The sequence below is a fragment of the Pseudomonas sp. PA1(2017) genome, assembly GCF_001945375.1.
In the GTDB taxonomy this organism is placed as follows: domain Bacteria; phylum Pseudomonadota; class Gammaproteobacteria; order Pseudomonadales; family Pseudomonadaceae; genus Aquipseudomonas.
Window position 1 is genome coordinate 202,059 of the sequence record NZ_MSXU01000015.1, and the last position, 19,920, is coordinate 221,978.

At 64.3% G+C, this 19,920-nt stretch carries 20 protein-coding genes; 9 read left to right on the top strand and 11 right to left on the bottom strand.

What is annotated here, in order from left to right; genetic code table 11:
- Positions 1 to 19 precede the first annotated feature (19 nt).
- From nadE to BVH01_RS21580, 3 genes are read right to left on the bottom strand one after another with little or no spacing between them, the layout of a single operon-like run.
- On the bottom strand, positions 20 to 847 hold the full coding sequence (nadE, locus tag BVH01_RS21570) for an ammonia-dependent NAD(+) synthetase (RefSeq protein WP_075932290.1): 828 nt from the start codon (positions 845 to 847) through the stop codon (positions 20 to 22).
- Positions 844 to 2,064 carry a nicotinate phosphoribosyltransferase gene (gene pncB / locus BVH01_RS21575; RefSeq protein WP_075932291.1) on the bottom strand — a complete coding sequence of 407 codons (1,221 nt, stop codon included), beginning with the start codon at positions 2,062 to 2,064 and terminating at the stop codon, positions 844 to 846. Before pncB ends, nadE begins: the two co-directional genes overlap by 4 nt.
- The gene (locus BVH01_RS21580) at positions 2,057 to 2,710 is read right to left on the bottom strand and encodes an isochorismatase family protein (RefSeq protein ID WP_075932292.1); all 654 of its coding nucleotides are present in this window, start codon (positions 2,708 to 2,710) and stop codon (positions 2,057 to 2,059) included. The genes pncB and BVH01_RS21580 overlap by 8 nt, the downstream gene beginning before the upstream one ends.
- A 99-nt stretch (positions 2,711 to 2,809) precedes the next feature.
- Between BVH01_RS21580 and BVH01_RS21585 the strand changes: the two genes are divergently transcribed.
- Together BVH01_RS21585 and BVH01_RS21590 are read left to right on the top strand one after the other, a co-directional pair.
- Entirely contained in the window at positions 2,810 to 3,391 is a 582-nt protein-coding gene (locus tag BVH01_RS21585) for an adenylyltransferase/cytidyltransferase family protein (RefSeq protein ID WP_075932293.1), read from the top strand.
- Positions 3,388 to 4,098, top strand: coding sequence for an NUDIX domain-containing protein (locus tag BVH01_RS21590; RefSeq protein ID WP_075932294.1), 711 nt, complete (start codon positions 3,388 to 3,390; stop codon positions 4,096 to 4,098). The genes BVH01_RS21585 and BVH01_RS21590 overlap by 4 nt, the downstream gene beginning before the upstream one ends.
- Positions 4,099 to 4,188: 90 nt before the next feature.
- Here the strand turns inward: BVH01_RS21590 and BVH01_RS21595 are convergent, their stop codons facing one another.
- The 8 genes from BVH01_RS21595 to BVH01_RS21630 all read right to left on the bottom strand — a co-directional run bounded on the left by BVH01_RS21595 (position 4,189) and on the right by BVH01_RS21630 (position 10,390).
- Positions 4,189 to 4,620, bottom strand: a complete 432-nt coding sequence (locus BVH01_RS21595) for a carboxymuconolactone decarboxylase family protein (protein ID WP_075932295.1) — start codon at positions 4,618 to 4,620, stop codon at positions 4,189 to 4,191.
- Positions 4,617 to 5,240 carry an FMN-dependent NADH-azoreductase gene (locus BVH01_RS21600; RefSeq protein WP_075932296.1) on the bottom strand — a complete coding sequence of 208 codons (624 nt, stop codon included), beginning with the start codon at positions 5,238 to 5,240 and terminating at the stop codon, positions 4,617 to 4,619. The genes BVH01_RS21595 and BVH01_RS21600 overlap by 4 nt, the downstream gene beginning before the upstream one ends.
- Entirely contained in the window at positions 5,237 to 5,686 is a 450-nt protein-coding gene (locus tag BVH01_RS21605; protein WP_075932297.1) for a GNAT family N-acetyltransferase, read from the bottom strand. Before BVH01_RS21605 ends, BVH01_RS21600 begins: the two co-directional genes overlap by 4 nt.
- 100 nt (positions 5,687 to 5,786) lie before the next feature.
- Positions 5,787 to 6,206, bottom strand: a complete 420-nt coding sequence (locus tag BVH01_RS21610; RefSeq protein ID WP_075932298.1) for a DUF4174 domain-containing protein — start codon at positions 6,204 to 6,206, stop codon at positions 5,787 to 5,789.
- A 51-nt stretch (positions 6,207 to 6,257) separates the two neighbouring features.
- Positions 6,258 to 8,171, bottom strand: a complete 1,914-nt coding sequence (gene speA / locus BVH01_RS21615) for an arginine decarboxylase (RefSeq protein WP_075932299.1) — start codon at positions 8,169 to 8,171, stop codon at positions 6,258 to 6,260.
- A 133-nt stretch (positions 8,172 to 8,304) separates the two neighbouring features.
- Positions 8,305 to 8,676: a translation initiation factor Sui1 gene (locus tag BVH01_RS21620; protein ID WP_075932300.1), complete on the bottom strand. Its 372-nt coding sequence runs from the start codon at positions 8,674 to 8,676 to the stop codon at positions 8,305 to 8,307.
- 109 nt (positions 8,677 to 8,785) lie between these two features.
- Positions 8,786 to 9,319: an NUDIX hydrolase gene (locus tag BVH01_RS21625; protein WP_075932301.1), complete on the bottom strand. Its 534-nt coding sequence runs from the start codon at positions 9,317 to 9,319 to the stop codon at positions 8,786 to 8,788.
- 3 nt (positions 9,320 to 9,322) lie between these two features.
- Positions 9,323 to 10,390 (bottom strand): DUF2333 family protein, encoded by a 1,068-nt coding sequence (locus BVH01_RS21630; protein ID WP_075932302.1) that lies wholly within the window; start codon positions 10,388 to 10,390, stop codon positions 9,323 to 9,325.
- Positions 10,391 to 10,712: 322 nt separating this feature from the next.
- Between BVH01_RS21630 and BVH01_RS21635 the strand changes: the two genes are divergently transcribed.
- The 7 genes from BVH01_RS21635 to BVH01_RS21665 all read left to right on the top strand — a co-directional run bounded on the left by BVH01_RS21635 (position 10,713) and on the right by BVH01_RS21665 (position 19,884).
- Entirely contained in the window at positions 10,713 to 12,326 is a 1,614-nt protein-coding gene (locus BVH01_RS21635) for a PleD family two-component system response regulator (protein WP_075932303.1), read from the top strand.
- A 157-nt stretch (positions 12,327 to 12,483) separates the two neighbouring features.
- The gene (locus BVH01_RS21640; protein ID WP_075932304.1) at positions 12,484 to 14,445 is read left to right on the top strand and encodes a methyl-accepting chemotaxis protein; all 1,962 of its coding nucleotides are present in this window, start codon (positions 12,484 to 12,486) and stop codon (positions 14,443 to 14,445) included.
- A gap of 269 nt (positions 14,446 to 14,714) precedes the next feature.
- Positions 14,715 to 16,490 (top strand): protein-disulfide reductase DsbD, encoded by a 1,776-nt coding sequence (locus BVH01_RS21645; protein ID WP_083659520.1) that lies wholly within the window; start codon positions 14,715 to 14,717, stop codon positions 16,488 to 16,490.
- A gap of 120 nt (positions 16,491 to 16,610) precedes the next feature.
- Entirely contained in the window at positions 16,611 to 17,060 is a 450-nt protein-coding gene (aroQ, locus tag BVH01_RS21650) for a type II 3-dehydroquinate dehydratase (RefSeq protein ID WP_027904932.1), read from the top strand.
- A gap of 232 nt (positions 17,061 to 17,292) precedes the next feature.
- Positions 17,293 to 17,748 carry an acetyl-CoA carboxylase biotin carboxyl carrier protein gene (gene accB / locus BVH01_RS21655; RefSeq protein WP_075932305.1) on the top strand — a complete coding sequence of 152 codons (456 nt, stop codon included), beginning with the start codon at positions 17,293 to 17,295 and terminating at the stop codon, positions 17,746 to 17,748.
- A gap of 17 nt (positions 17,749 to 17,765) precedes the next feature.
- Positions 17,766 to 19,121, top strand: coding sequence for an acetyl-CoA carboxylase biotin carboxylase subunit (accC, locus tag BVH01_RS21660; protein WP_075932306.1), 1,356 nt, complete (start codon positions 17,766 to 17,768; stop codon positions 19,119 to 19,121).
- Positions 19,122 to 19,197: 76 nt separating this feature from the next.
- Positions 19,198 to 19,884 (top strand): DUF4272 domain-containing protein, encoded by a 687-nt coding sequence (locus tag BVH01_RS21665; protein WP_075932307.1) that lies wholly within the window; start codon positions 19,198 to 19,200, stop codon positions 19,882 to 19,884.
- Positions 19,885 to 19,920 lie beyond the last annotated feature (36 nt).

The following is a 19,920-nucleotide window of genomic DNA, read 5'->3' on the forward strand; positions in this document are numbered from 1 at the left end:
GAGGCGCATTGGTATGCACTTAGGGCACCAAGGGTAGCTCGCGCTTGTGCTGGGTCTTGTCGTAGGTCTGCACGATCGCCTGGTAGGCGGTGTCGCTGACCGGCTTGCCCTGCAGGAAGGCGTCGATGTCTTCGTAGCTGACGCCGTGCACCTGCTCGTCCGGGATGCCGGGGCGTTCGTCTTCCAGGTCGGCGGTCGGCACTTTCGAGAACACCGACGCCGGCGCGCCCAGGCGTTCGGCGATGCGCCGTACCTGGCCCTTGACCAGGCCGCTGAGCGGCGCGAGGTCGCAGGCGCCGTCGCCGAACTTGGTGAAGAAGCCCATCACCGCTTCGGCGGCGTGGTCGGTGCCGATCACCAGGCCGTTGCGGGCGTTGGCTACGGTGTATTGGGCCAGCATGCGCATGCGCGCCTTGGTGTTGCCGAGCACGAAGTCGCGGCGCGCCGAGGTCAGCTCACCCAGCTCGCCGATCTGCTTGGCCAGGCCGGAGACCGCCGGGGCGATGTCGATGGTCTGCACTTCGTCGGCGGCGATGAAGGCCAACGCGGCCTGGGCGTCGGACTCGTCGTGCTGCACGTTGTGCGGCAGGCGGATGGCGACGAAGCGGTAGGCCTGATCGCCCGTCTCGCTGCGCAGTTGCTCGACGCTCAGCTGCGCCAGGCGGCCAGCCGCCGAGGAGTCCACACCACCGCTGATGCCGAGCACCAGCACCTTGGTGCGCGAGGCGGTCAGGGTGTTCTTGATGAAGGCGATGCGCTTGACGATCTCGGCGTCAACGTCGGCGTCCGAGGTGAAGGGCGCGATCACGCCCAGGGCGTTGGCGATTTCAGCTTGGCGATTGCTCATGAGGAAGCTCCCTGATTCGCGTCGATACGAAAAACGTGTTTGAGGTAGGTGACGAAGTTCGGGTCGCGACACTGGGTCTTGCCCGGCGTGTCGGAGATCTTCGCCACCGGCTGGCCGTTGCAGTCGATCATCTTGATGACGATATTCATCGGCTCGACACCGGGGATGTCGCAGGTCAGGTTGGTGCCGATGCCGAAGCTCACATGAATGCGATCATGCAGCGCGCGGTACAGTTCAAGCGCCTTGGGCAGGGTCAGGCCGTCGGAGAAGATCAGCGTCTTGCTCATCGGGTCGATGCCCAGCTTCTCGTAGTGGGCGATGGCTTTTTCGGCCCACAGCAGCGGGTCGCCGGAGTCGTGGCGCAGGCCGTCGAACAGCTTGGCGAAGTACAGATCGAAGTCGCCGAGGAAGCTGTCCATGCCGATGGTGTCGGTCAGGGCAACCCCGAGCAGGCCGCGGTACTCCTTGACCCAGCACTCCAGCGCCACCTTCTGGCTGTCGATCAGCCGCGGGCCGAGCTGCTGGTGAGCCATGAACCATTCGTGGGCCATGGTGCCCAGAGGCCGCAGCTCCAGCTCGCGGGCCAGGTGCACGTTGCTGGTGCCGACGAAACGGCCCGGAAAATCATGCTTGAGGATGTTCACCACTTCCTCCTGCACACGGTAGGAGAAGCGCCGGCGGGTACCGAAATCGGCCACCTGGAAGCCCGCCAGTTCATCGGCAGTGGCTTCGCCCTTGAGCCAGTCGAGCTTGCGATACAGCTGCTCGCGCACCTGCTCGATCACCACTTCGCGGTAGCGATAGCGGTTGCGTACCTCGGAGATGATCGCCAGCAGCGGGATCTCGTAGAGGATCACGTGCAGCCATGGGCCGCGCACGCGGATCGCCAGTTGGCCGGCGTCGTCGGTGCCGACATGCACGTAGCGCATGTTGAAGCGGAACAGGCTGAGGAAGCGGATGAAGTCGGCCTTGATGAACGGGATCTTCTCCAGGTAGGCCAATTGATCCGGGGTGATCGAGGTGTTGACCAACTGTTCGATCTGGTAGCGGATCTCGGCCAGGTAGGGCGTCAGGTCCTCGTTGCTGCGGCAGCGAAACTCCCACTCCACTTCGGCGTTGGGGTAGTTGTGCAGCACCGCCTGCATCATGGTCAGCTTGTAGAAATCGGTGTCCAGCAGGTTCTGGATGATGCTGGGGGCGAATACGCTCTCACTCATGGTCACTCTCCTCGAGGCGGGCCAGCTCGTTGTCGAGCGCTCCGCAATCGGCGCAGATGATGATGCCCTGCGCGCGCATCTGATCGATGGCTTGCGTCGCGCCGGCTTCGGAAATGGCCCGGCACGCCGGAAGATACAGCAACACCTCGAGGCCGGCGCTACGCAGTTGCAGCGCGGTGTTCTTCACGCAGAAGTCCAGGGCCAGCCCGCCGACCACCACGGCCTCGACACCGGCCACCTTCAGGTACTCGATGGCGCCCGTGCTGCGCTTGCCGGCCAGATCGTGGAAGCAGGCGCCGTAAGGGTGCAGATCAGGTTCGACACCCTTCCACACGAAGAAGTCATAGTCGATTGGCGCCGGCAGCTCATCGAGCAGCTCGAAGCCAGGCGTACCCGGCACGCAGTGGCTGACCCAGGTCAGATCGGCGTTGGCGTGGCTCAGGGGCTGCAGCATCTGGTCGTGGCTGTCGACCACCCACAGGGCGTTGGGGGCATGGGCGTCCTTGCTGCCCAGGCGCAGGGTGCCACGACGCGCCATGTCGTTGAGCGGCGCGGCGATCTCATGGCCGCCGGCCACCGGCAACTCATCGGGGCACAGGCTGGTGAAGCCCTTTTGCGCATCGACATCGAACGTGGCGATCTTCATCTGGCACCTCCTCTACATGGAGCCGCATCGCTGCGGGGTGGACACATATTCCACCAGGTGTATTATGTATGTCAACACCCACCTGCAAGGAGAATCACCATGCAGCCCTCGCCTCTGCAGTGCTTCGCGGCAAGCCACGATGAACCAGCGCCGCAACGCTTCGCGTTGGCCGTCTACGGCGGCGCCTTCGACCCGCCCCACGCGGGCCATGCCAGCGTGATCCGCCGGGTATTGGAAACCAGCGAGCAGGTACTGGTGGTGCCCAGCTATCGCCATGCCGACGCCAAGCGCATGGCAGACTTCGACCTGCGCTGCGCCTGGGTCGAGCGCCTGGCCGCGCGTTTCGGTGATCGGGTACGCTGCTGCAGCCTGGAACGCGAGCTGGGCGCCGATGGCCGGGTGATCTACAGCTATGACCTGCTCAGTTGCCTGGCCGAACGCCATGGGCTACCCACCGAGCGCCTGGCGCTGGTGATTGGCGAAGACAACTGCACGCGGCTAACGACCTTTTACCGCGCCGCCGAGCTGCGCCAGCGCTTCGGCCTGTTGGTCGCCGGTGAGGAGATGACCGTGCACAGCAGCGCGATTCGGGCGATGATCGCCGCCGGGCAAGCGATCCCCGAGGCCTGGCAGTTGCCGGAGATCCACAGCGAGATGACGATTTACAGGAGGTCCGTTTGAGTTCTGTTGAGGTATTGGCAAGCGTGGATCTGATCGCCCTGCGCCTGGATGCCGAGAGCCGCGGGCTGCATGTGCTGCTGCACCGCCGCGAGCGCGAACCGTTTCTGGGCCAATGGGCGCTGCCGGGGGTGATCGTCAATGGCAGCACCCGCGACGCCAACCTCGAAGCCGCCGCCCACCGCGTGCTGCGCGACAAGGCCCAGGTGTTGCCGCGCCACCTCGAACAGGTCGGCACCGAGGGCAGTGCCGAGCGTGATCCCCGTGGCTGGTCGATGAGCACCTATTACCTGGCCCTGCTGGCACCGGATACCGAGACCGCTGACGACGGCCTGCGCTTCGTGCCACTCGACGAGTTGCTGGACGGGCGCCTCGCCCTGCCCTTCGATCACCGCCAACTGGTGCGCCTGAGCGTCGAGCGCCTGGCGGGCAAATCCGTCTACACCAGCCTGCCGCTGTACCTGGCGCCGCCACGCTTCACCGTGCTCGATGCCCTGAACGCCGCCCAGGCCTGCCTGGGCACGACGATCAACAACACCTCGCTGCGCAAGCGCCTGGAAAAGATGAAGGACGCCGGCTGGATCCGCGACACCGGCGAGAAGAACTTTCCGAAAATGGGCCGCCCCCAGCAATTGTGGGAGCTGACCGAACAGGCCGAGGGTGTGTTCGTGTTCGACCGGAGTTTGTTGGCGGATCGGGCAAGCAGTTGACCAGCAATCCCGTAGCCTGGGTTGAGCGAAGCGATACCCAGGTTGGCTTTCCCGGGTGTCGCTTCGCTCGACTTGGGCTACCTATCTTCTTTACTGCCGCATGCCGATGGCCAAACGATTGAAGGCATTCATCAGCGAAATGGCATAGGACAGGTCACTGATCTGCACGTCATCGAAATGCGCCTTGAGCGGCTCGAAGACTTCATCCGGCGCATGGGTGCGGGCGATGTCGGTGAGCGATTCGGCCCAGGCCAGTGCAGCCCGCTCGGCCTCACTGAAGTGCCCACTGATATGCCAGCCCGCCAGGCTGTCGAGCTTCGCCTGGGGCGTGCCGCCGTCGCGCAGCGCCTTGGCGTGCATCTCCAGGCAGAAGGCGCAGCCGTTGATCTGCGAGATGCGCAGGTAAACCAGCTCGATCAGCGGCAGGCCCAGGCTGCTGCCGGCCAGGGCTTTCTTGGCGGCCAACAGGCCCTTGTAAATGTCTGGCGAGAGTTGGCTGTAGGGCAGGCGTAAGGTACTCATGGGGCAATCTCCGTAGCAGAGTCGAAATAGAAACGGGTGGTGCGTTGCAGTTGCGGTATCGCGTCGTCGAGGGCCGCCTGTATCGCGTCGCGGCCATGGGCCAGGCCTTGCAGGTGAACGAAAGCCACCTCGGTAATGCCCAGGGTGCTCAGCACGTGGCGCAGGTAGGCCGTGAGAAAATCCGGCTGCCGGGCTCGCGGCCCCTGATAGAAGCCACCGGCACTGACCAGCACCAGGGTCGGCCGGTCCTGCAGCAGGCCGACCTTGCCCTGGGGCGTGGCGGCGAAGCTGCGGTGAATGCGCAGCACGTAATCGATCCACAGCTTGAGCGCGGCCGGCACCGTGAAGTTGTGCATCGGCGTGACGATGATCAGGCAGTCGCAGGCCTCCAGCTCGGCGATCAGCGTTTCCGAGCAGGCGAAGCCCGGCGCATCGAAGGCCGCGTTGCCGGTCAATGCGGTTGCATAGTCGGCGCCTAGCGGTGGCAGCGGTTCGCCAACCAGATCGCGCTCCAACAATTCGGCCTCGGGCCAGCGCGTGGCGATCAGCCGGCGCGCCAAGTGGCTACCGCAGGCGTTTTGCCGATGAGGGCTGCATTCGAGCAGCAGGATGCGCTTCATGCGGCCACCTGCGGCAGCACTTCGACGAAGTGCAGGCCCCGCGCCAGCAAGCCCTGACGGTAGTAGAAGCGCTGGCCGAACGCGTTGCCCAGGGCCGTGTCGAGCACCAGATGAGCGTGGCGGCTGTCGATCGCTTCGCGGCGCACCGCCTCGATCAACAGGCCACCGACGCCGCTGCGCTGCTCGGTGGGCAACACGATCAGGTCATCGACATAGACGAAGCGTCCGTACAGGGTATTTTCCTGCAGCCGGTAGCCGGCCAGACCGACCACCTGATCGCCTTGCCAGGCGGCCAGCAGCCGATAGCCCTGACTGGCCTGGCGCTGTACCTGGGCGACGAAGGCCTGAGCATCGACGAGATGGGGACGTAGCTCACGCATCAGCGCAAAGCAGGCCAGACACTGGACGGGATCCTGCACGGCGCGCAGGGTAATGGGATGAGACATGGTGGCATCCTCGGTATCGGATGGACGCCAGATTACTCAGCACATAGCCCACTCAATAGAACCAAGATGACTTAAAGTCATTGGTCCATCTTTCAGCGAGTCATTCGCCTTGCCGCATGGGCATGCGGTCGATGGTGCGGAAGATCGCCTGCAGATCGGCATCGGCGCCCTGCTGGATCTTCTTGCCACCATCCTTGCCGACTAGAATCACCTGGGGCCGGGCATTGCCGGCGTCCAGCGCCAGCAGCAGGCGCTTGGTGGCGATGGCATCCAGCGGCTGCTCGTTACGCTGCCCCTGCTTGCCGATCACGGTATAGAGCACCATGTCGCGCTCGACGAACGCCTCGCGGTTGGCCGGCTCACGCAACGCGGCCTGCACCCGCATCAGCAGGGGATCATCGGCGCTGGGGGCCAGTACGATCAGCGGCCGGGTCTTCCAGCGCTCAGCCTCAAGCGGATCCTCGCTGGCATGGGCCAGCAGCGGCAGCGCCGAGAGCAGCAGGGTCGCGAAACGCTTCATGGCCGTTCTCCCCGGCGGGATCGCTCCCGCCGTTCAGCGATGCGGATGCCTTCAGTACGACAGGTACGAAGAGCGCGTCAGCCCCAGGCGCAGAGCATCCAGGAACTGGGTACGCTCACGGGCGCTGATGCGCGCGCTGGCGACCTTGTCACGGTAGTGGGTCATCAGTTCCTCGGGCGACAGGTGCACGTAACGCAGCATGTCCTCGATGGTGTCGTGGGTCTCGATACCGGCGTGGCAGATGCTGCCGTCGGCGTTCTGGTAGATGTTCACCGAGTCGGTGTCACCGAACAGGTTGTGCATGTCGCCGAGAATTTCCTGATAGGCGCCGACCAGGAAGATGCCCAGCACGTAATCCTCGCCATCACGCAGCTCGTGCACCGGCAGGCTGGTTTCGATGGACTGCTCGTCGACGTACTGGTTGATCTTGCCGTCCGAGTCGCAGGTCAGGTCCTGCAGCACCGCGCGGCGCAGCGGCTCCTCGTCCAGGCGGTTGAGCGGCAGGATCGGCAGGATCTGGCCGATGGCCCAGGTGTCCGGCAGGCTCTGGAATACCGAGAAGTTACAGATGTACTTGTCGGCCAGCTTGTCGTTGAGCTCGTCGAGCACCTGACGATGGGAACGCTGGCGGGCCTTGAGCTGGTTGTACAGGCGGCGGCAGATCGAGAAATAGCACTGCTCGGCCAGGGCCTTCTGCGGCAGGTCGAGCTTGCCGGCGGAGTATTGCCCGGCAGCTTCACTGACGTAGTGGGTGGCGCGCCAGTAGGTTTCGGCGACCATTTCCGGGTCGCTGTCGTCGAGCAGATCGATCAGCACCTGCAGCACTTCGGGCTGTTCGATGCTGCGGTCGATTTCCGGCACGTCGTCGTTGTGGCGCTCGACGTCCGTGACCTGCACCAGCAGCACGGCATGGTGCGCGGTCATCGCCCGGCCGCTCTCGGAGAAGATGTGCGGGTGGGGGATTTCCTGGCGGTCGCAGAATTCCTTGAGCATGTCGACCACCGCGTCGGCGTAGTCTTCCATGTCGTAGTTGATCGAGCTGGCGTTGCGCGAGTGGGTGCCGTCGTAGTCCACGCCCAGGCCGCCGCCCACATCGATATGGTCGACCGGCAGGCCCAGCGCGCGCAGTTCGCCGTAATAGCGGATGGCTTCGCGAAAGCCCTTGCGGTAGTCGGCGATGTTGGCGATCTGCGAGCCCATATGGAAGTGCAGCAGGCGGATGCCCTGATCCAGGCCGGCCTTGCGGAAACGCTCGACCACCGACAGCAACTGCGCGGCGGACAGGCCGAACTTGGACTTCTCGCCTCCGGTATCCGCCCACTTGCTCGATGCCAGGGACGACAGACGCACGCGCAGACCGATCTGCGGGGCTACCTTGAGCTCGGCGGCCTCGTCGATCACCAGGGCGACTTCCGACTCCTTCTCGATGACGATGAACACGTTGTGGCCAAGCTTCTGGCCCATCAGCGCCAGGCGGATGAACTCGCGATCCTTGTAGCCGTTGCAGACGATGGTGCCGCCCTTCGGCGCCAGCGCCAGGACGGCCAGCAGCTCGGGCTTGGAGCCGGCTTCCAGGCCGATTGAAACGTTCTCGGTGGCGATGATGTTCTCCACCACCGCTTCCTGCTGGTTGACCTTGATCGGGTACAGCGCGGTGTAGCGATTGCCGTACTCCAGGCGCGCGATGCTGGCGTCGAAAGCGCCAGTGAGCTTGCGTACGCGGTCCTGCAGGATGTCGGGGAAACGCACCAGCAACGGCAGCGACAGGCCGCTCTGGCGCAGCTCCTCGACCTGCTCATGGAGATCGATGGGCGTGCTGCCCGGGCCGTTGGGGCGCACTTCGACGCGGCCGGCGTCGTTGATCGAGAAGTAACCCGCGCCCCAATGGCGGATGCCATAGACACTGCGGCTGTCGGCCACCGTCCATTGGCTTCCATCGTCCTTGCGTGTGCGTCGTGCGGCCATCGAGGGTTCCCCTGTAGCAGATAGGCTGATGCTGTCGATACGGTCGGGCGAGCATAGAGCCTGGAAATGACGATTGCTCGGCAGTGGACTGGCCGAGCAGTGAGTAAGTTTAGATAGTCACGGGTAGCGGCATTCAGCCGCCGGACTTCTTGGCTTTGAAACCGCGCTTGATCAACTCGGCGAGCAGCAGTTCGACATGGTCGCCCTGGATTTCGATAACGCCATCTTTCAGCGCACCACCGCAACCACAGCGTTTCTTCAGCGCAGAGGCCAGCTCCTTGAGCGGCTCTTCGGCCAGGGGCACGCCCGTGACGGTAGTCACCGTTTTGCCGCCGCGGCCTTTGGTCTCACGGCGCACCCGGGCAATGCCGTCGCCCTCGGGAATCGCCGTGCGCGAACAGGTACAGGCGTCCACCGGCTGCGAGCAATCCGGGCAATGCCGGCCTGCGTCCGTGGAAAACACCAGGCCACCGAGGCCGGCGAATGAAGAGGCTTTCTTGGCCACCGCGTTTTTTCCTCAGTGGATGGGAGCGGCGCAGTGTAACGACAAAGGCCGGCAATGCTAAGAAGCGAAATGCGCCAACCCCTGATGGATTGGCGACTCCACGGGGTGATCAGCGATTGGCGAGATAGTGCTGCAGCGCCTGCAGCGAGTCGGGGCAATAGGGCTTGAGCTCGGTATCGCGCTGCGCCGCTTCGAGGGTCATGAAGCGCGCCTCCAGAACCTCTTCGGGCTGTAGCACCAGCGGCGCGTCGGAGACGGCCGAGAAAACTGCGCACCAGATACGGTTCTCCGGCTGGTCGAAGAAGAAGCGGCCATGGTCGCGCAGCACCGCATCGCGGATGCCCAACTCTTCGGCTAGCTCGCGCTCGGCCGACTGCGCGTAGCCTTCGCCCGCCGCCACCATACCGCCGGCGGCAATATCCCAGAACCCGGGATAGACCGCCTTGCTCAGGGTGCGCCGGTGCACGCACAGCTCACCGGCAGCATTGAACAGCAGGATGAAGGTGCCGCGACCGATCAGGCCGCGCTGACGCAGTTCCGCCCGGGGCAGCGCGCCGAGCACGTCGTCATGTTCGTCGACCCAGGCGATCAGCTCGGCGTCCGAGGCGGCGCGGTGCGCCACCTCGGCGTTGGCAGCAGCCATCGATCAGCCCTGGGACAGCAGCTGACGCAGGTCGATCACCGCAGCGTTGGCCCGCGAGATGTAGTTCGCCATGACCAGCGAGTGATTGGCGAGGATGCCGTAGCCGCTGCCATTGAGCACCATAGGACTCCACAGCGTGGCCTGGGCGGCCTCCAGCTCACGAATGATCTGCCGTACGCTGACGGTGGCATTCTTCTTGGCCAGCACGTCGGCGAAATCGACTTCGATGGCGCGCAGCAGGTGCGACAGTGCCCAGGCCTGACCGCGTGCTTCGTAGAACACGTTGTCGATCTGCAGCCATGGGGTTTCGTAGGTGCGCTCGGTCACCTCTGGCACCTGGCCTTCGGCCAGTTCGGTGGTCTCGGTCACCTCGGTGTTCAGGCGCACCTGGCCGACGCTGGCCGACAGGCGCTGGGACAGCGAGCCCAGGCGGGTAGCGACGTCGCCGAACCAGTTGTTGAGGTTGTCGGCACGGGTGTAGAAGCGTGCGCCGCCCTGGCCCGGCTCGGACAGGCGAGCGAGGTAGCGGTCCAGGGAGTTGATGCCTTCGCGGTACTCGGACTCGGCAGCCGGCAGCGCCCAACTGCGATGGTCGAAGTTGAAACGCGGCTCGGCACGGGCCAGGTCGCCGTCCTCGGTGGATTGCGATTGCGAACGGGCGAAGTCCTTGCGCAGCGCGCGGGAGAAATCGCGCACCTGCACCAACACGCCGTATTCCCAGCTCGGCATGTTGTCGAGCCACAGGCCCGGCGGCGCCAAGTCGTTGGACAGGTAGCCGCCCGGCTTGTCGAGCAGGGTCTGGGCGACCTGTTTGAGGGTTTCCACCGTGGTGTAGCCGTTGACCACCTGGCGCTGGCTGCTTTCAGCCGCGGCCTGCACGCGCTGTTGCACCGGGAACAGGTCCGGCTCCTGGCTCCAGTACCAGCCGACGACCAGCGCCACCAGCAGATAGATACCCAGCAAACCGATGACGACACGGCCGAACCCGCCGCCCAGGCGACGGCGAGATCCAGAGCTGGCACCGTCATCGGCATGGGCGGTGCCGGTGGTGCGGTTCTTCCAATCGAGCATGGCGATTATCCTTTGATCAACGACGTACAGGGCTTCGACCACAGGCCCATGGGAGGGTTGCGCTAATACTTGAGCGCCCCATGGCCTGCATCGAGGCTACGCTGCCACTATAAGGGAAGGCTGCCCTGCTGCGCAGCGCAGTAAGCTGTTCACGACGTAACGGTACGGAACCAGCCGCTTTGACGAGAGTCTGCAAATGCCATGGCCAAGGCTGCGGGACGATTCACAACAATGGCGTCAAGAGAATGGCAAAATAACCGGCCAGTGATAGCATGAGGCCATCACCGCTAGGCCCACGCCACCACATGCAGATTGACAGGCCATGACCGAGCAAGAAGACCCCAGCCGCGACCGACTCAAACAGCACTTCGCCCAGCGGGTGATCCACCAGGCCCGTCAGGTTCTGGAAGTCTGGCAGCGCCTGCAGCGTGGCGAATGGAACGACGCTGGCATGCAGGAACTGCAGGAAGCGGCGCAACTGCTGCAGCGCTATGCCGAGCGTTTCGACCAGGTCGAGCACCGCGAACTGGGCAAGCGCATCGTCGCCTGCCTGGGCGTGGTGGACGCCAACCGGGGCCGCCTCAACAGCGAAGTGATCAGCGAGCTCAACCAACTGATGCAGCGCCTGTCGCGCACCGGCCTGCGTCACGGCGACCGTTTCGAGCACACCACGCTGCCGCCCCTGCGCAAACCCGTTTATCTGGCCCTGCAGCATCTGGAGCGCGCCGAGCGCCTGGCGCAGCAACTGGAATTCTTCGGCATGAACGCCAAGCCGCTGGACACCGCCAACGCCTTTCGCGCAGCGATGCTCGAGCGCCACCCGGCGGCCATCGTCATGGAAATCGACTTCGCCGGCGCCGGTAATGGCCTGCAACTGGCCCAGGCCGTTCAGGAAGGCCTGCAGGAAAAGATTCCGGTGCTGTTCTACAGCCACGAAGACACCGACACGCCGACACGCCTGGCCGCGGTTCGCGCTGGCGGGCGCGAATTCTTCACCGGCTCGATGGATGCCTCGAGCCTGCTGGAGCGCATCGAGGTGTTGACCCACGTCGCACAGTACGAGCCCTACCGCGTGCTGATCGTCGACGACTCCCGCGCCCAGGCCACCCATACCGAGCGGGTGCTCAACAGCGCCGGCATCGTCACGCGCACGCTCACCGAGCCGATCCAGGCGATGGACGAGCTGGCCGAGTTCCAGCCGGACCTGATCATCCTCGACATGTATATGCCGGCCTGCAACGGCACCGAACTGGCCCAGGTGATCCGCCACAACGATCGCTACGTCAGCGTGCCGATCATCTACCTGTCCGCCGAAGACGACCTCGACAAGCAGCTCGACGCGATGAGCGAGGGTGGTGACGACTTCCTCACCAAGCCGATCAAGCCGCGCCACCTGATCGCCACGGTGCGCAACCGCGCCGACCGGGCCCGCAGCCTCAAGGCGCGAATGGTACGCGACAGCCTCACCGGGCTGTTCAACCATACTCACACCCTGCAACTGCTCGAAGACGCTCGCTTTCGCGCCCAGCGCGATGAGCAACCGCTGAGCTTCGCGATGATCGATATCGATTACTTCAAGAAGGTCAACGACAACTACGGCCACCCCATGGGCGACCGGGTGATCAAGAGCCTGGCGCTGTTTCTCAAACAGCGTTTGCGCAAGAGCGACTGCATCGGCCGCTACGGCGGCGAGGAGTTCGCGGTGGTGATGCCCAACACCGATGCAAGGACTGCCGCCAAGGTGCTGGACGAAGTGCGCGCACGTTTTGCCGAGATCCACTACCCGGCGCACCCCCATGACCTGAGCTGCACCTTCAGCTGCGGTATCGCCGAACTGGGCGATGACCTGGACAGCAAGCACCTGTCGCAACGCGCCGACGAGGCGCTGTACCGCGCCAAGAATGGCGGTCGCAACCGCGTCGAAACCTATGGCTGAGCTACTCTTGACGCGCAACCGCATGTCGGTTGCATGGCGTCATTAACACGACGCACCTTGAAGCGTAACCACGCTGTCATGAAGGCGCCATAACGTACCGAGCATCGCCGCACTGCATAGCGCAGTGCCAGCATCGATCGGACGTCAAATCAGCCCCATGCGCCTCAAATCCCTCACCAACCTCAACACCCTCTTGCTGGTCGGCATCGGCATTGCCCTGGCCTGCACATTGTGGTGGTCGCAGCGGGCATTGGAGCGCCCTTACGTGCTGATGGAGCAGTACCTGGAACTCTCGCAACAATTCCAGCGCGAGGCCGCCGGCAACATTCTCGGCTATCTGGACAGCGGCGACGCCCTGCGCCACAGCGCCGCCCTGCAGAACCTCGACGCGTTACAGGCCAATGTCGATGAACTGCCGACCAGCCTTGCCGGTGACCTGGGCAGCAGCCTGGGCGAGCTGAAGGCATTCGCTGCCGAGCAACTGCTCGCCGCCGGAAAACTGTCCGGCGACCCACAGGGGCTGCTGATCCAGGCCGAACGGGAAATGGCCGATACCTTGGCAGGGCTCGCGCGCTACGCCGACGAGGGCCAGGGCGAAACCGCCAACGCCTATCGTGCGCCGCTGTTCGAGGCCTCACAGCATCTGAGCCGCCTGGCCCTGGCGCGTACCAAGCTGGTCAGCAGTGGGCGCGCCGAACTGGCCGCCGACGTGGAACGCGAAGTGCAGGCGCTGCTGGCCCAGGCCGGCAGGATCAACGGGCTGTCGCTGCTCGGCGTGACGGAGCAAGCGGCCTCCAGCGATGCCTTCGCCTCGTTGATGGAGCTGGCGAGCGACAGCCAGGAGAACCAAGCGCAAGATCGCGGTATCGCCCTCAAACGTGAGCTCGACAGCCTGCTGGCACGCTACCCGGGTGAACTGGCGCGCACCCAGGCACTGATCGAACAGCGCGCACAATTGTCAGCCACCACCCGCGCCCGGCTGGATGCAGTGCAGCAATCATTCACCGCCCTGGAGCCTCAGGTGCGCGCCGAGCATGCTCGCATCCAGGGCGAAGTGCGGCTGATGCTCGGCATCATGGTGGCGATGATCCTGCTCATCGCGCTGATCATCGATACCCTGCAGCGCCGCCTCAGCCGCCTGCTCGAACGCCTGGTGCCGGCGCTCTCGGCCTGGGCGGAGGGGGATTTCGCCAGCGAGGTCCACCTGGCCACCAACACCCGAGAACTGCGTGATATCGAAGAGTCGCTCAATCGCCTGCGCCGTTATCTGGTCGAACTGGTCGGCACCATTCATCAGCACGCGGCCAACGTGTCGGCCTCCAGCCGAACCCTGGCCGACCTGAGCAGCGGCCTGCACGAGGGTGCCGAGCGCCAGGCCAGCGATACCGCGCAGATTCGCGACGCATTGGGCGAGCTGGAGGCGACCATCCTGCAAGTGGCCGACGACGCCAGCCAGACGGCCACCGCCGGCCGCGATGCCGACCGCGCCCTCGCCCAGGGCCAGAAGGTAATCGGCAATAGCCTCTTCGGCCTGCATGCGCTGGTCGAGGAGGTGCAGGGCAATGCCCAGGCCATCGAGCACCTGGCCACGGAAACCGCCACCATCGGCAGCGTGCTGACGGTGATCCGCAGCATCGCCGAACAGACCAACCTGTTGGCCCTCAACGCAGCCATCGAGGCGGCGCGCGCCGGTGAAGCCGGGCGCGGTTTCGCCGTGGTCGCCGACGAGGTGCGCTCGCTATCGCTGCGCACCACCTCGGCCACCGCGCAGATTCAGGAGGTGATCGGTCGCCTGCAGCAAGCCGCCAATGACTCGGTGCAGGCCATGAGAAGCCAGGTCGAACATGCCGAGGCGACCGCCGAACAGGCCCGCACCGCCGATGGCGCGCTGGACGAGATCGTCGGCGCCATCGGCACCATCGCCAGCAAGGCTGCGCGCATCGCCGAGGCAACGGCCTACCAGGGCAGCGCCGTCAGCGAGATTCGTGACCACAGCGAGCGCATTCACCAGCTGGGTGGCGACAACCTGCAACGCATCGGCCAGGGCCGCGCGCAGAGCGTAGAGTTGCAGACGCTGAGCGGTCAGCTGGATCAGGCGGTGCAGGCGTTTCGCGTGTAAGCGAAGAAAAAGGCAGAAGCAGCCGTTCTGCCGATCCACTGTGGGAGCGCGCCATGCGCGCGAAAAATCACGGGCATGGCCCGCTCCCACAAGTGTCGGTCGGCCGTCCGTTCCCGCCACGAACCCGCCACCTGCGCGGCCTTATGCCGCACAGCTCCTCCCAAGGGCAGGCGTCCTCAAGCCAGGCGCAACCGTCAGTTGCAGCTCGCCCCATGGCAGGGATCGCTGGCTCCGTTATCATGGCGCGATCAATGCCCCACGAGATGCCCATGCCACGTCTTATCTGCCTGCTGCTGTTGCTCGTCGTCCTGCCTGCCGGCGCTGGGGTGTTCGACAGCCGCCCGAATGCCGCGCCGCTGGGCCAGGCACTGAACAACAGCGACGACTTCCTGCCGGTACGCGAGGCCTTCAAACTCAGCCTGGTCAGCAGCTCGCCGACGTCTGCGAAAGTGCGTTTCGTTGCGGCCGAGGGCTATTACCTGTATCGCCACCAGTTCAAATTCAAGATCGAACCGGCCGCGCTGGCCGGTGCGCCCGTCGAGGTGCCGGAAGGTCTGCACAAGAACGATCAGTACTTCGGCGATGTGCAGGTGTTCTATGAAGTGCTGGATGTCGACATCCCACTTAACAACCCGGACGACAAGCCGCTAAACCTCGCCGTCACCTATCAGGGCTGTGCGGACAAGGGCCTGTGCTATCCACCGGAAACCGAGACGCTGGCCATCAATGGCGGCGTTGCTGCCGCCCAGGTCGATGGCGCAGGTACGCCCGCAACCGGCAAAACCACCTGGAGCTGGACCGACCTGGCGCTGATGTTCGCCGCCGGCCTGACGCTGACCTTCACGCCTTGTGTGCTGCCCATGCTGCCGATTCTCTCCGGCGTGGTGCTACGCGGCCAGCCGAGCAAGAGCCGCGGCCTGGTGTTATCGCTGGCCTACGTGCTGCCAATGGCCGCCTGCTACGCCGCGCTCGGCGCGCTGATGGGGTTGTTCGGCGCCAAGCTCAACCTGCAGGCCATGCTGCAGTCGCCGTGGATTCTGGTGCCCTTCGCACTGTTCTTCGCGCTGTTCGCGGTGGCCATGTTCGGCGTCTTCGAACTGCGCCTGCCGGCGTTCGTTCGTGAACGCCTGGACCGCAAGGCCGCGCAGACCCAAGGCGGCACCATCGCCGGCGCGGCGACGCTGGGCGTGCTGTCCAGCCTGATCGTTTCACCGTGCATCACCGCGCCGTTCACTGCGCTGCTCCTCTATATCAGCAGCACCGGCGATGCCGCAGGCGGCGCCCTGCAATTGTTCGCTCTGGGCCTGGGCATGGGCACGCCGCTGGTGATCTTCGCCGCAGGTGGAGGCACCCTGCTGCCCAAATCCGGCACCTGGATGGTCGCCGTGCGCAACGCCTTTGGCGTGATGCTGCTGGGCGTCTCGGTATGGCTACTCGAACGGGTGCTGCCGGGGCAGATTTCCCTGGCGCTGTGGGGGCTGCTGGCCGCCGGCGTCGCGCTGTTCCTCGGCGCCCTGGAATTCACCGCCAAAGATGGACGCGGCAAGCTCGCCCAACTGCTCGGGCTGGCACTGCTGGTCTACGCACTGGCGGCCTGGACGGGCGCTCTGAAGGGCAACGACGATCCGTTGCAGCCCCTCGCCGGCGATATCGCCAGCACTCAATCGAAAACCGCCGGTAGCTGGCAGACGGTCAGCACGCCTGCCGAGCTGGACGCCGCGTTAACCGAGGCCAAGAGCAGCGGCCAGCCGCTATTGCTCGACTGGTACGCCGACTGGTGCATCAGTTGCAAAAAGATCGAGCGCGAAGTGTTCCATTCTCCGCAGATTGGCCCGCAATTGACCGACTATCGCCTGCTGCGTTTCGACATGACCGACAGCACCGCCGCCCAGCGCGCGCTGCTGGATCGCTATGGCCTGTTCGGGCCACCGGCGATCCAGTTGTTCGCCGCCAACGGGCAGGAAATGCAGGAATTGCGGGTAGTCGGGGAAATCGATGCACAGGGCTTTTCCGAGCGTCTGCGAAGCGCGCGAGAACGATTCTAGGCAATTCGGTCACATATTCGGCCAACCCTGCACGGATCGTGCTGACTACTCCCAAAAACTGGACAGCCCTACGGCACTTCTGGCAGAGTCCGCGCAGCTAAAAAGAAGGAAGCCCGGATCATGTCGACCCTGCTGGTTTTGCACGGCCCCAATTTGAACCTGCTCGGCACCCGAGAGCCAGGCACCTATGGCGCCACCACGCTGGAACAGATCAACCTCGACCTGGAACAACGCGCCCGCGAAGCCGGCCACCATCTGCTGCACCTGCAGAGCAACGCCGAGTACGAACTGATCGAACGCATCCACGCCGCCCGCGGCGAGGGCGTCGACTTCATCATCATCAACCCGGCAGCCTTCACCCACACCAGCGTCGCATTACGTGACGCATTGCTGGCGGTGAGCATCCCATTCATCGAAGTGCACCTGTCCAACGTGCACAAGCGCGAGCCTTTCCGGCACCACTCCTACTTCTCCGACGTGGCGGTAGGCGTGATCTGCGGTCTCGGCGCCAGCGGTTATCGGCTGGCCCTCGACGCGGCCCTGGAAAACCTGGCGAGCAAAAACACCTGAAACCGACGCCATGACAGATCATGTGAAAGCGTAGCGAGCGAAGGTCAGGCAAGGCAAAAAGCGGCGAAAAAGCGCAGTTTACGAGTTGTAAATGAGCTTTTTGATTGGACTCGCATCCGAGCCGGTTTTTAACGCAGCATGACCGAGCGCAGTAGCTTTCGCATAATCTGCTCAAGCGGCGGTTCATTTACACAACTTGAACGACCCTGACCAGACTGGGAGTTGAACACCTATGGATATTCGCAAAGTCAAAAAACTGATCGAGCTGCTGGAAGAGTCCGGCATCGACGAGCTGGAAATCAAAGAGGGCGAAGAGTCCGTACGCATCAGCCGTCATGGCAAGCAACCGGCTTACGCACAACCGACCTACGCACCGGCGCCCGCTCCGGTCGCTGCCGCCGCTGCTCCAGTAGCCGCTGCCGCTGAAGCTGCTCCGGCCGCCGCCAAGCTGAACGGCACCGTGGTGCGCTCGCCAATGGTCGGTACCTTCTACCGCGCCGCTTCGCCAACTTCGGCCAACTTCGTTGAAGTCGGTTCGACCGTGAAGAAAGGCGACATCCTCTGCATCGTCGAAGCGATGAAGATGATGAACCACATCGAGGCCGAAACCAGCGGCACGATCGAATCCATCCTGGGCGAGAACGGCCAGCCGGTGGAATACGATCAACCGCTGTTCACCATCGTCTGATGCACGGGGAACCCGTAATGCAGAAGCTGGAAAAAGTTCTGATCGCCAACCGCGGCGAGATCGCCCTGCGCATCCTGCGTGCCTGCAAGGAGCTGGGCATCAAGACCGTGGCCGTGCACTCCACTGCCGACCGCGAGCTGATGCACCTGGCCCTGGCTGACGAATCCGTGTGCATCGGCCCGGCGCCGGGCAACCTGTCGTACCTGAACATCCCGGCCATCATCAGCGCCGCGGAAGTTACCGGTGCCACCGCCATCCACCCCGGCTACGGCTTCCTTGCGGAAAATGCCGACTTCGCCGAGCAGGTGGAAAACTCCGGGTTCGCCTTCATTGGCCCGAAAGCCGACACCATCCGCCTGATGGGTGACAAGGTGTCCGCCAAGGACGCCATGATCAAGGCCGGCGTGCCGGTGGTTCCTGGCTCCGACGGCCCGCTGCCGGAAGACGAAGCTCAAGCCCTGCGCATTGCCCGTGAGGTCGGCTACCCGGTGATCATCAAGGCCGCTGGCGGCGGTGGTGGTCGCGGCATGCGCGTGGTGTGGAAGGAAGAAGACCTGATCAAGTCGGCCAAGCTGACCCGCACCGAAGCCGGTGCCGCGTTCGGCAACCCGATGGTCTACCTGGAGAAGTTCCTCGGCAACCCGCGTCACGTGGAAGTCCAGGTGCTGTCCGACGGCCAGGGCAACGCCATCCACCTGTACGACCGCGACTGCTCGCTGCAGCGCCGTCACCAGAAAGTGCTGGAAGAAGCCCCGGCGCCGCTGATCGACGAGAAGGCCCGCGCCGAAGTGCTCAAGCGCTGCGTCGATGCCTGCATCGAGATCGGCTACCGCGGTGCCGGTACCTTCGAGTTCCTCTATGAAGACGGTCGTTTCTACTTCATCGAGATGAACACCCGCGTTCAGGTCGAGCACCCGGTTACTGAAATGGTCACCGGCATCGACATCGTCAAGGAGATGCTCAGCATCGCCGCGGGCAACAAGCTGTCCTACAAGCAGGAAGACATCAAGCTCCTGGGCCACGCCCTGGAGTGCCGCATCAACGCCGAAGACCCGGATAACTTCATGCCTTGCCCCGGCAAGGTGAAGCACTTCCATGCCCCGGGCGGTTTCGGTGTGCGTGTCGACTCGCACCTGTACAGCGGTTACTCGGTACCGCCGAACTACGACTCGCTGATCGGCAAGCTGATCACCTACGGCGTGACCCGCGACGAGGCCTTGGCCCGCATGCGCAACGCCCTGGACGAGATCGTCGTCGACGGTATCAAGACCAACGTGCCGCTGCACCGCGACCTGGTTCGCGACAAGGGGTTCTGCCAGGGTGGGATCAACATCCATTACCTGGAAAAGAAACTGGGCATGGACAAGCACTGAGCGCGTCCGGCACCACAGAAGGGGAGCGGCCAAGGCCGCTCCCCTTTTGCATTTCAACGTCAAAAAGGATGGTGACATGAACGGATCTTCCCAAACCAGCCTGACGCCCGAGGCGCGCAAGCAAGCCTCCATCGCCCGCCTCGAGGCAGCCGGCATCCCCTATATCGAGCACCTGCCGATGATCGAGGATGCCAGCGAGGTGCGCGTGCGCAGCACCGAGGAAATCGCCCGCCGCGCCATCGCCTGCCTGGTCGCCATCCAGGCCGCCTGCGATCGCCAGGCCGGTCAATACACGCCGGACACCGCCCGGTGGTGCCAGGAGCTGCTGGAGCAGTACGGCATCGACGAGCTGACGCATCAGGAAGCGCGCATTCTCGGTAACGAGGGCAGCGAGCAGGATGTCGTCAACATGGTCTGGAAGTACGAAGCCTACTGGGTGCTGCTGTGGGCGCTGGGCGTGGTGGAGGAGCTGGATTTCCCCGACCATGCCATCGATTGCGACTTCGCCATCCAGGCCGTGGCGCAACACCCCGATTTCGCCACGTTCATGGCGCAGGCGAAACTGCGCGACATCACCAGCATCCTCGACGAAGCCGACCTGATCTACCGCTACCACTGGGCCTGCGTGGACGCCCGCCTCAAGCAGGCGCCGATGCCCGCCGGCCTCAATCCCAGCGTAGTCATGGAGCGTCACGCGGCCTTAAACTGGCTCATCGACAACGATGGCCAGGACGACTGGGACAACCCGGACGTCAGCACCTGAACCCGCCCGAGACCATTATCTGCCGCCGCCAGCCCT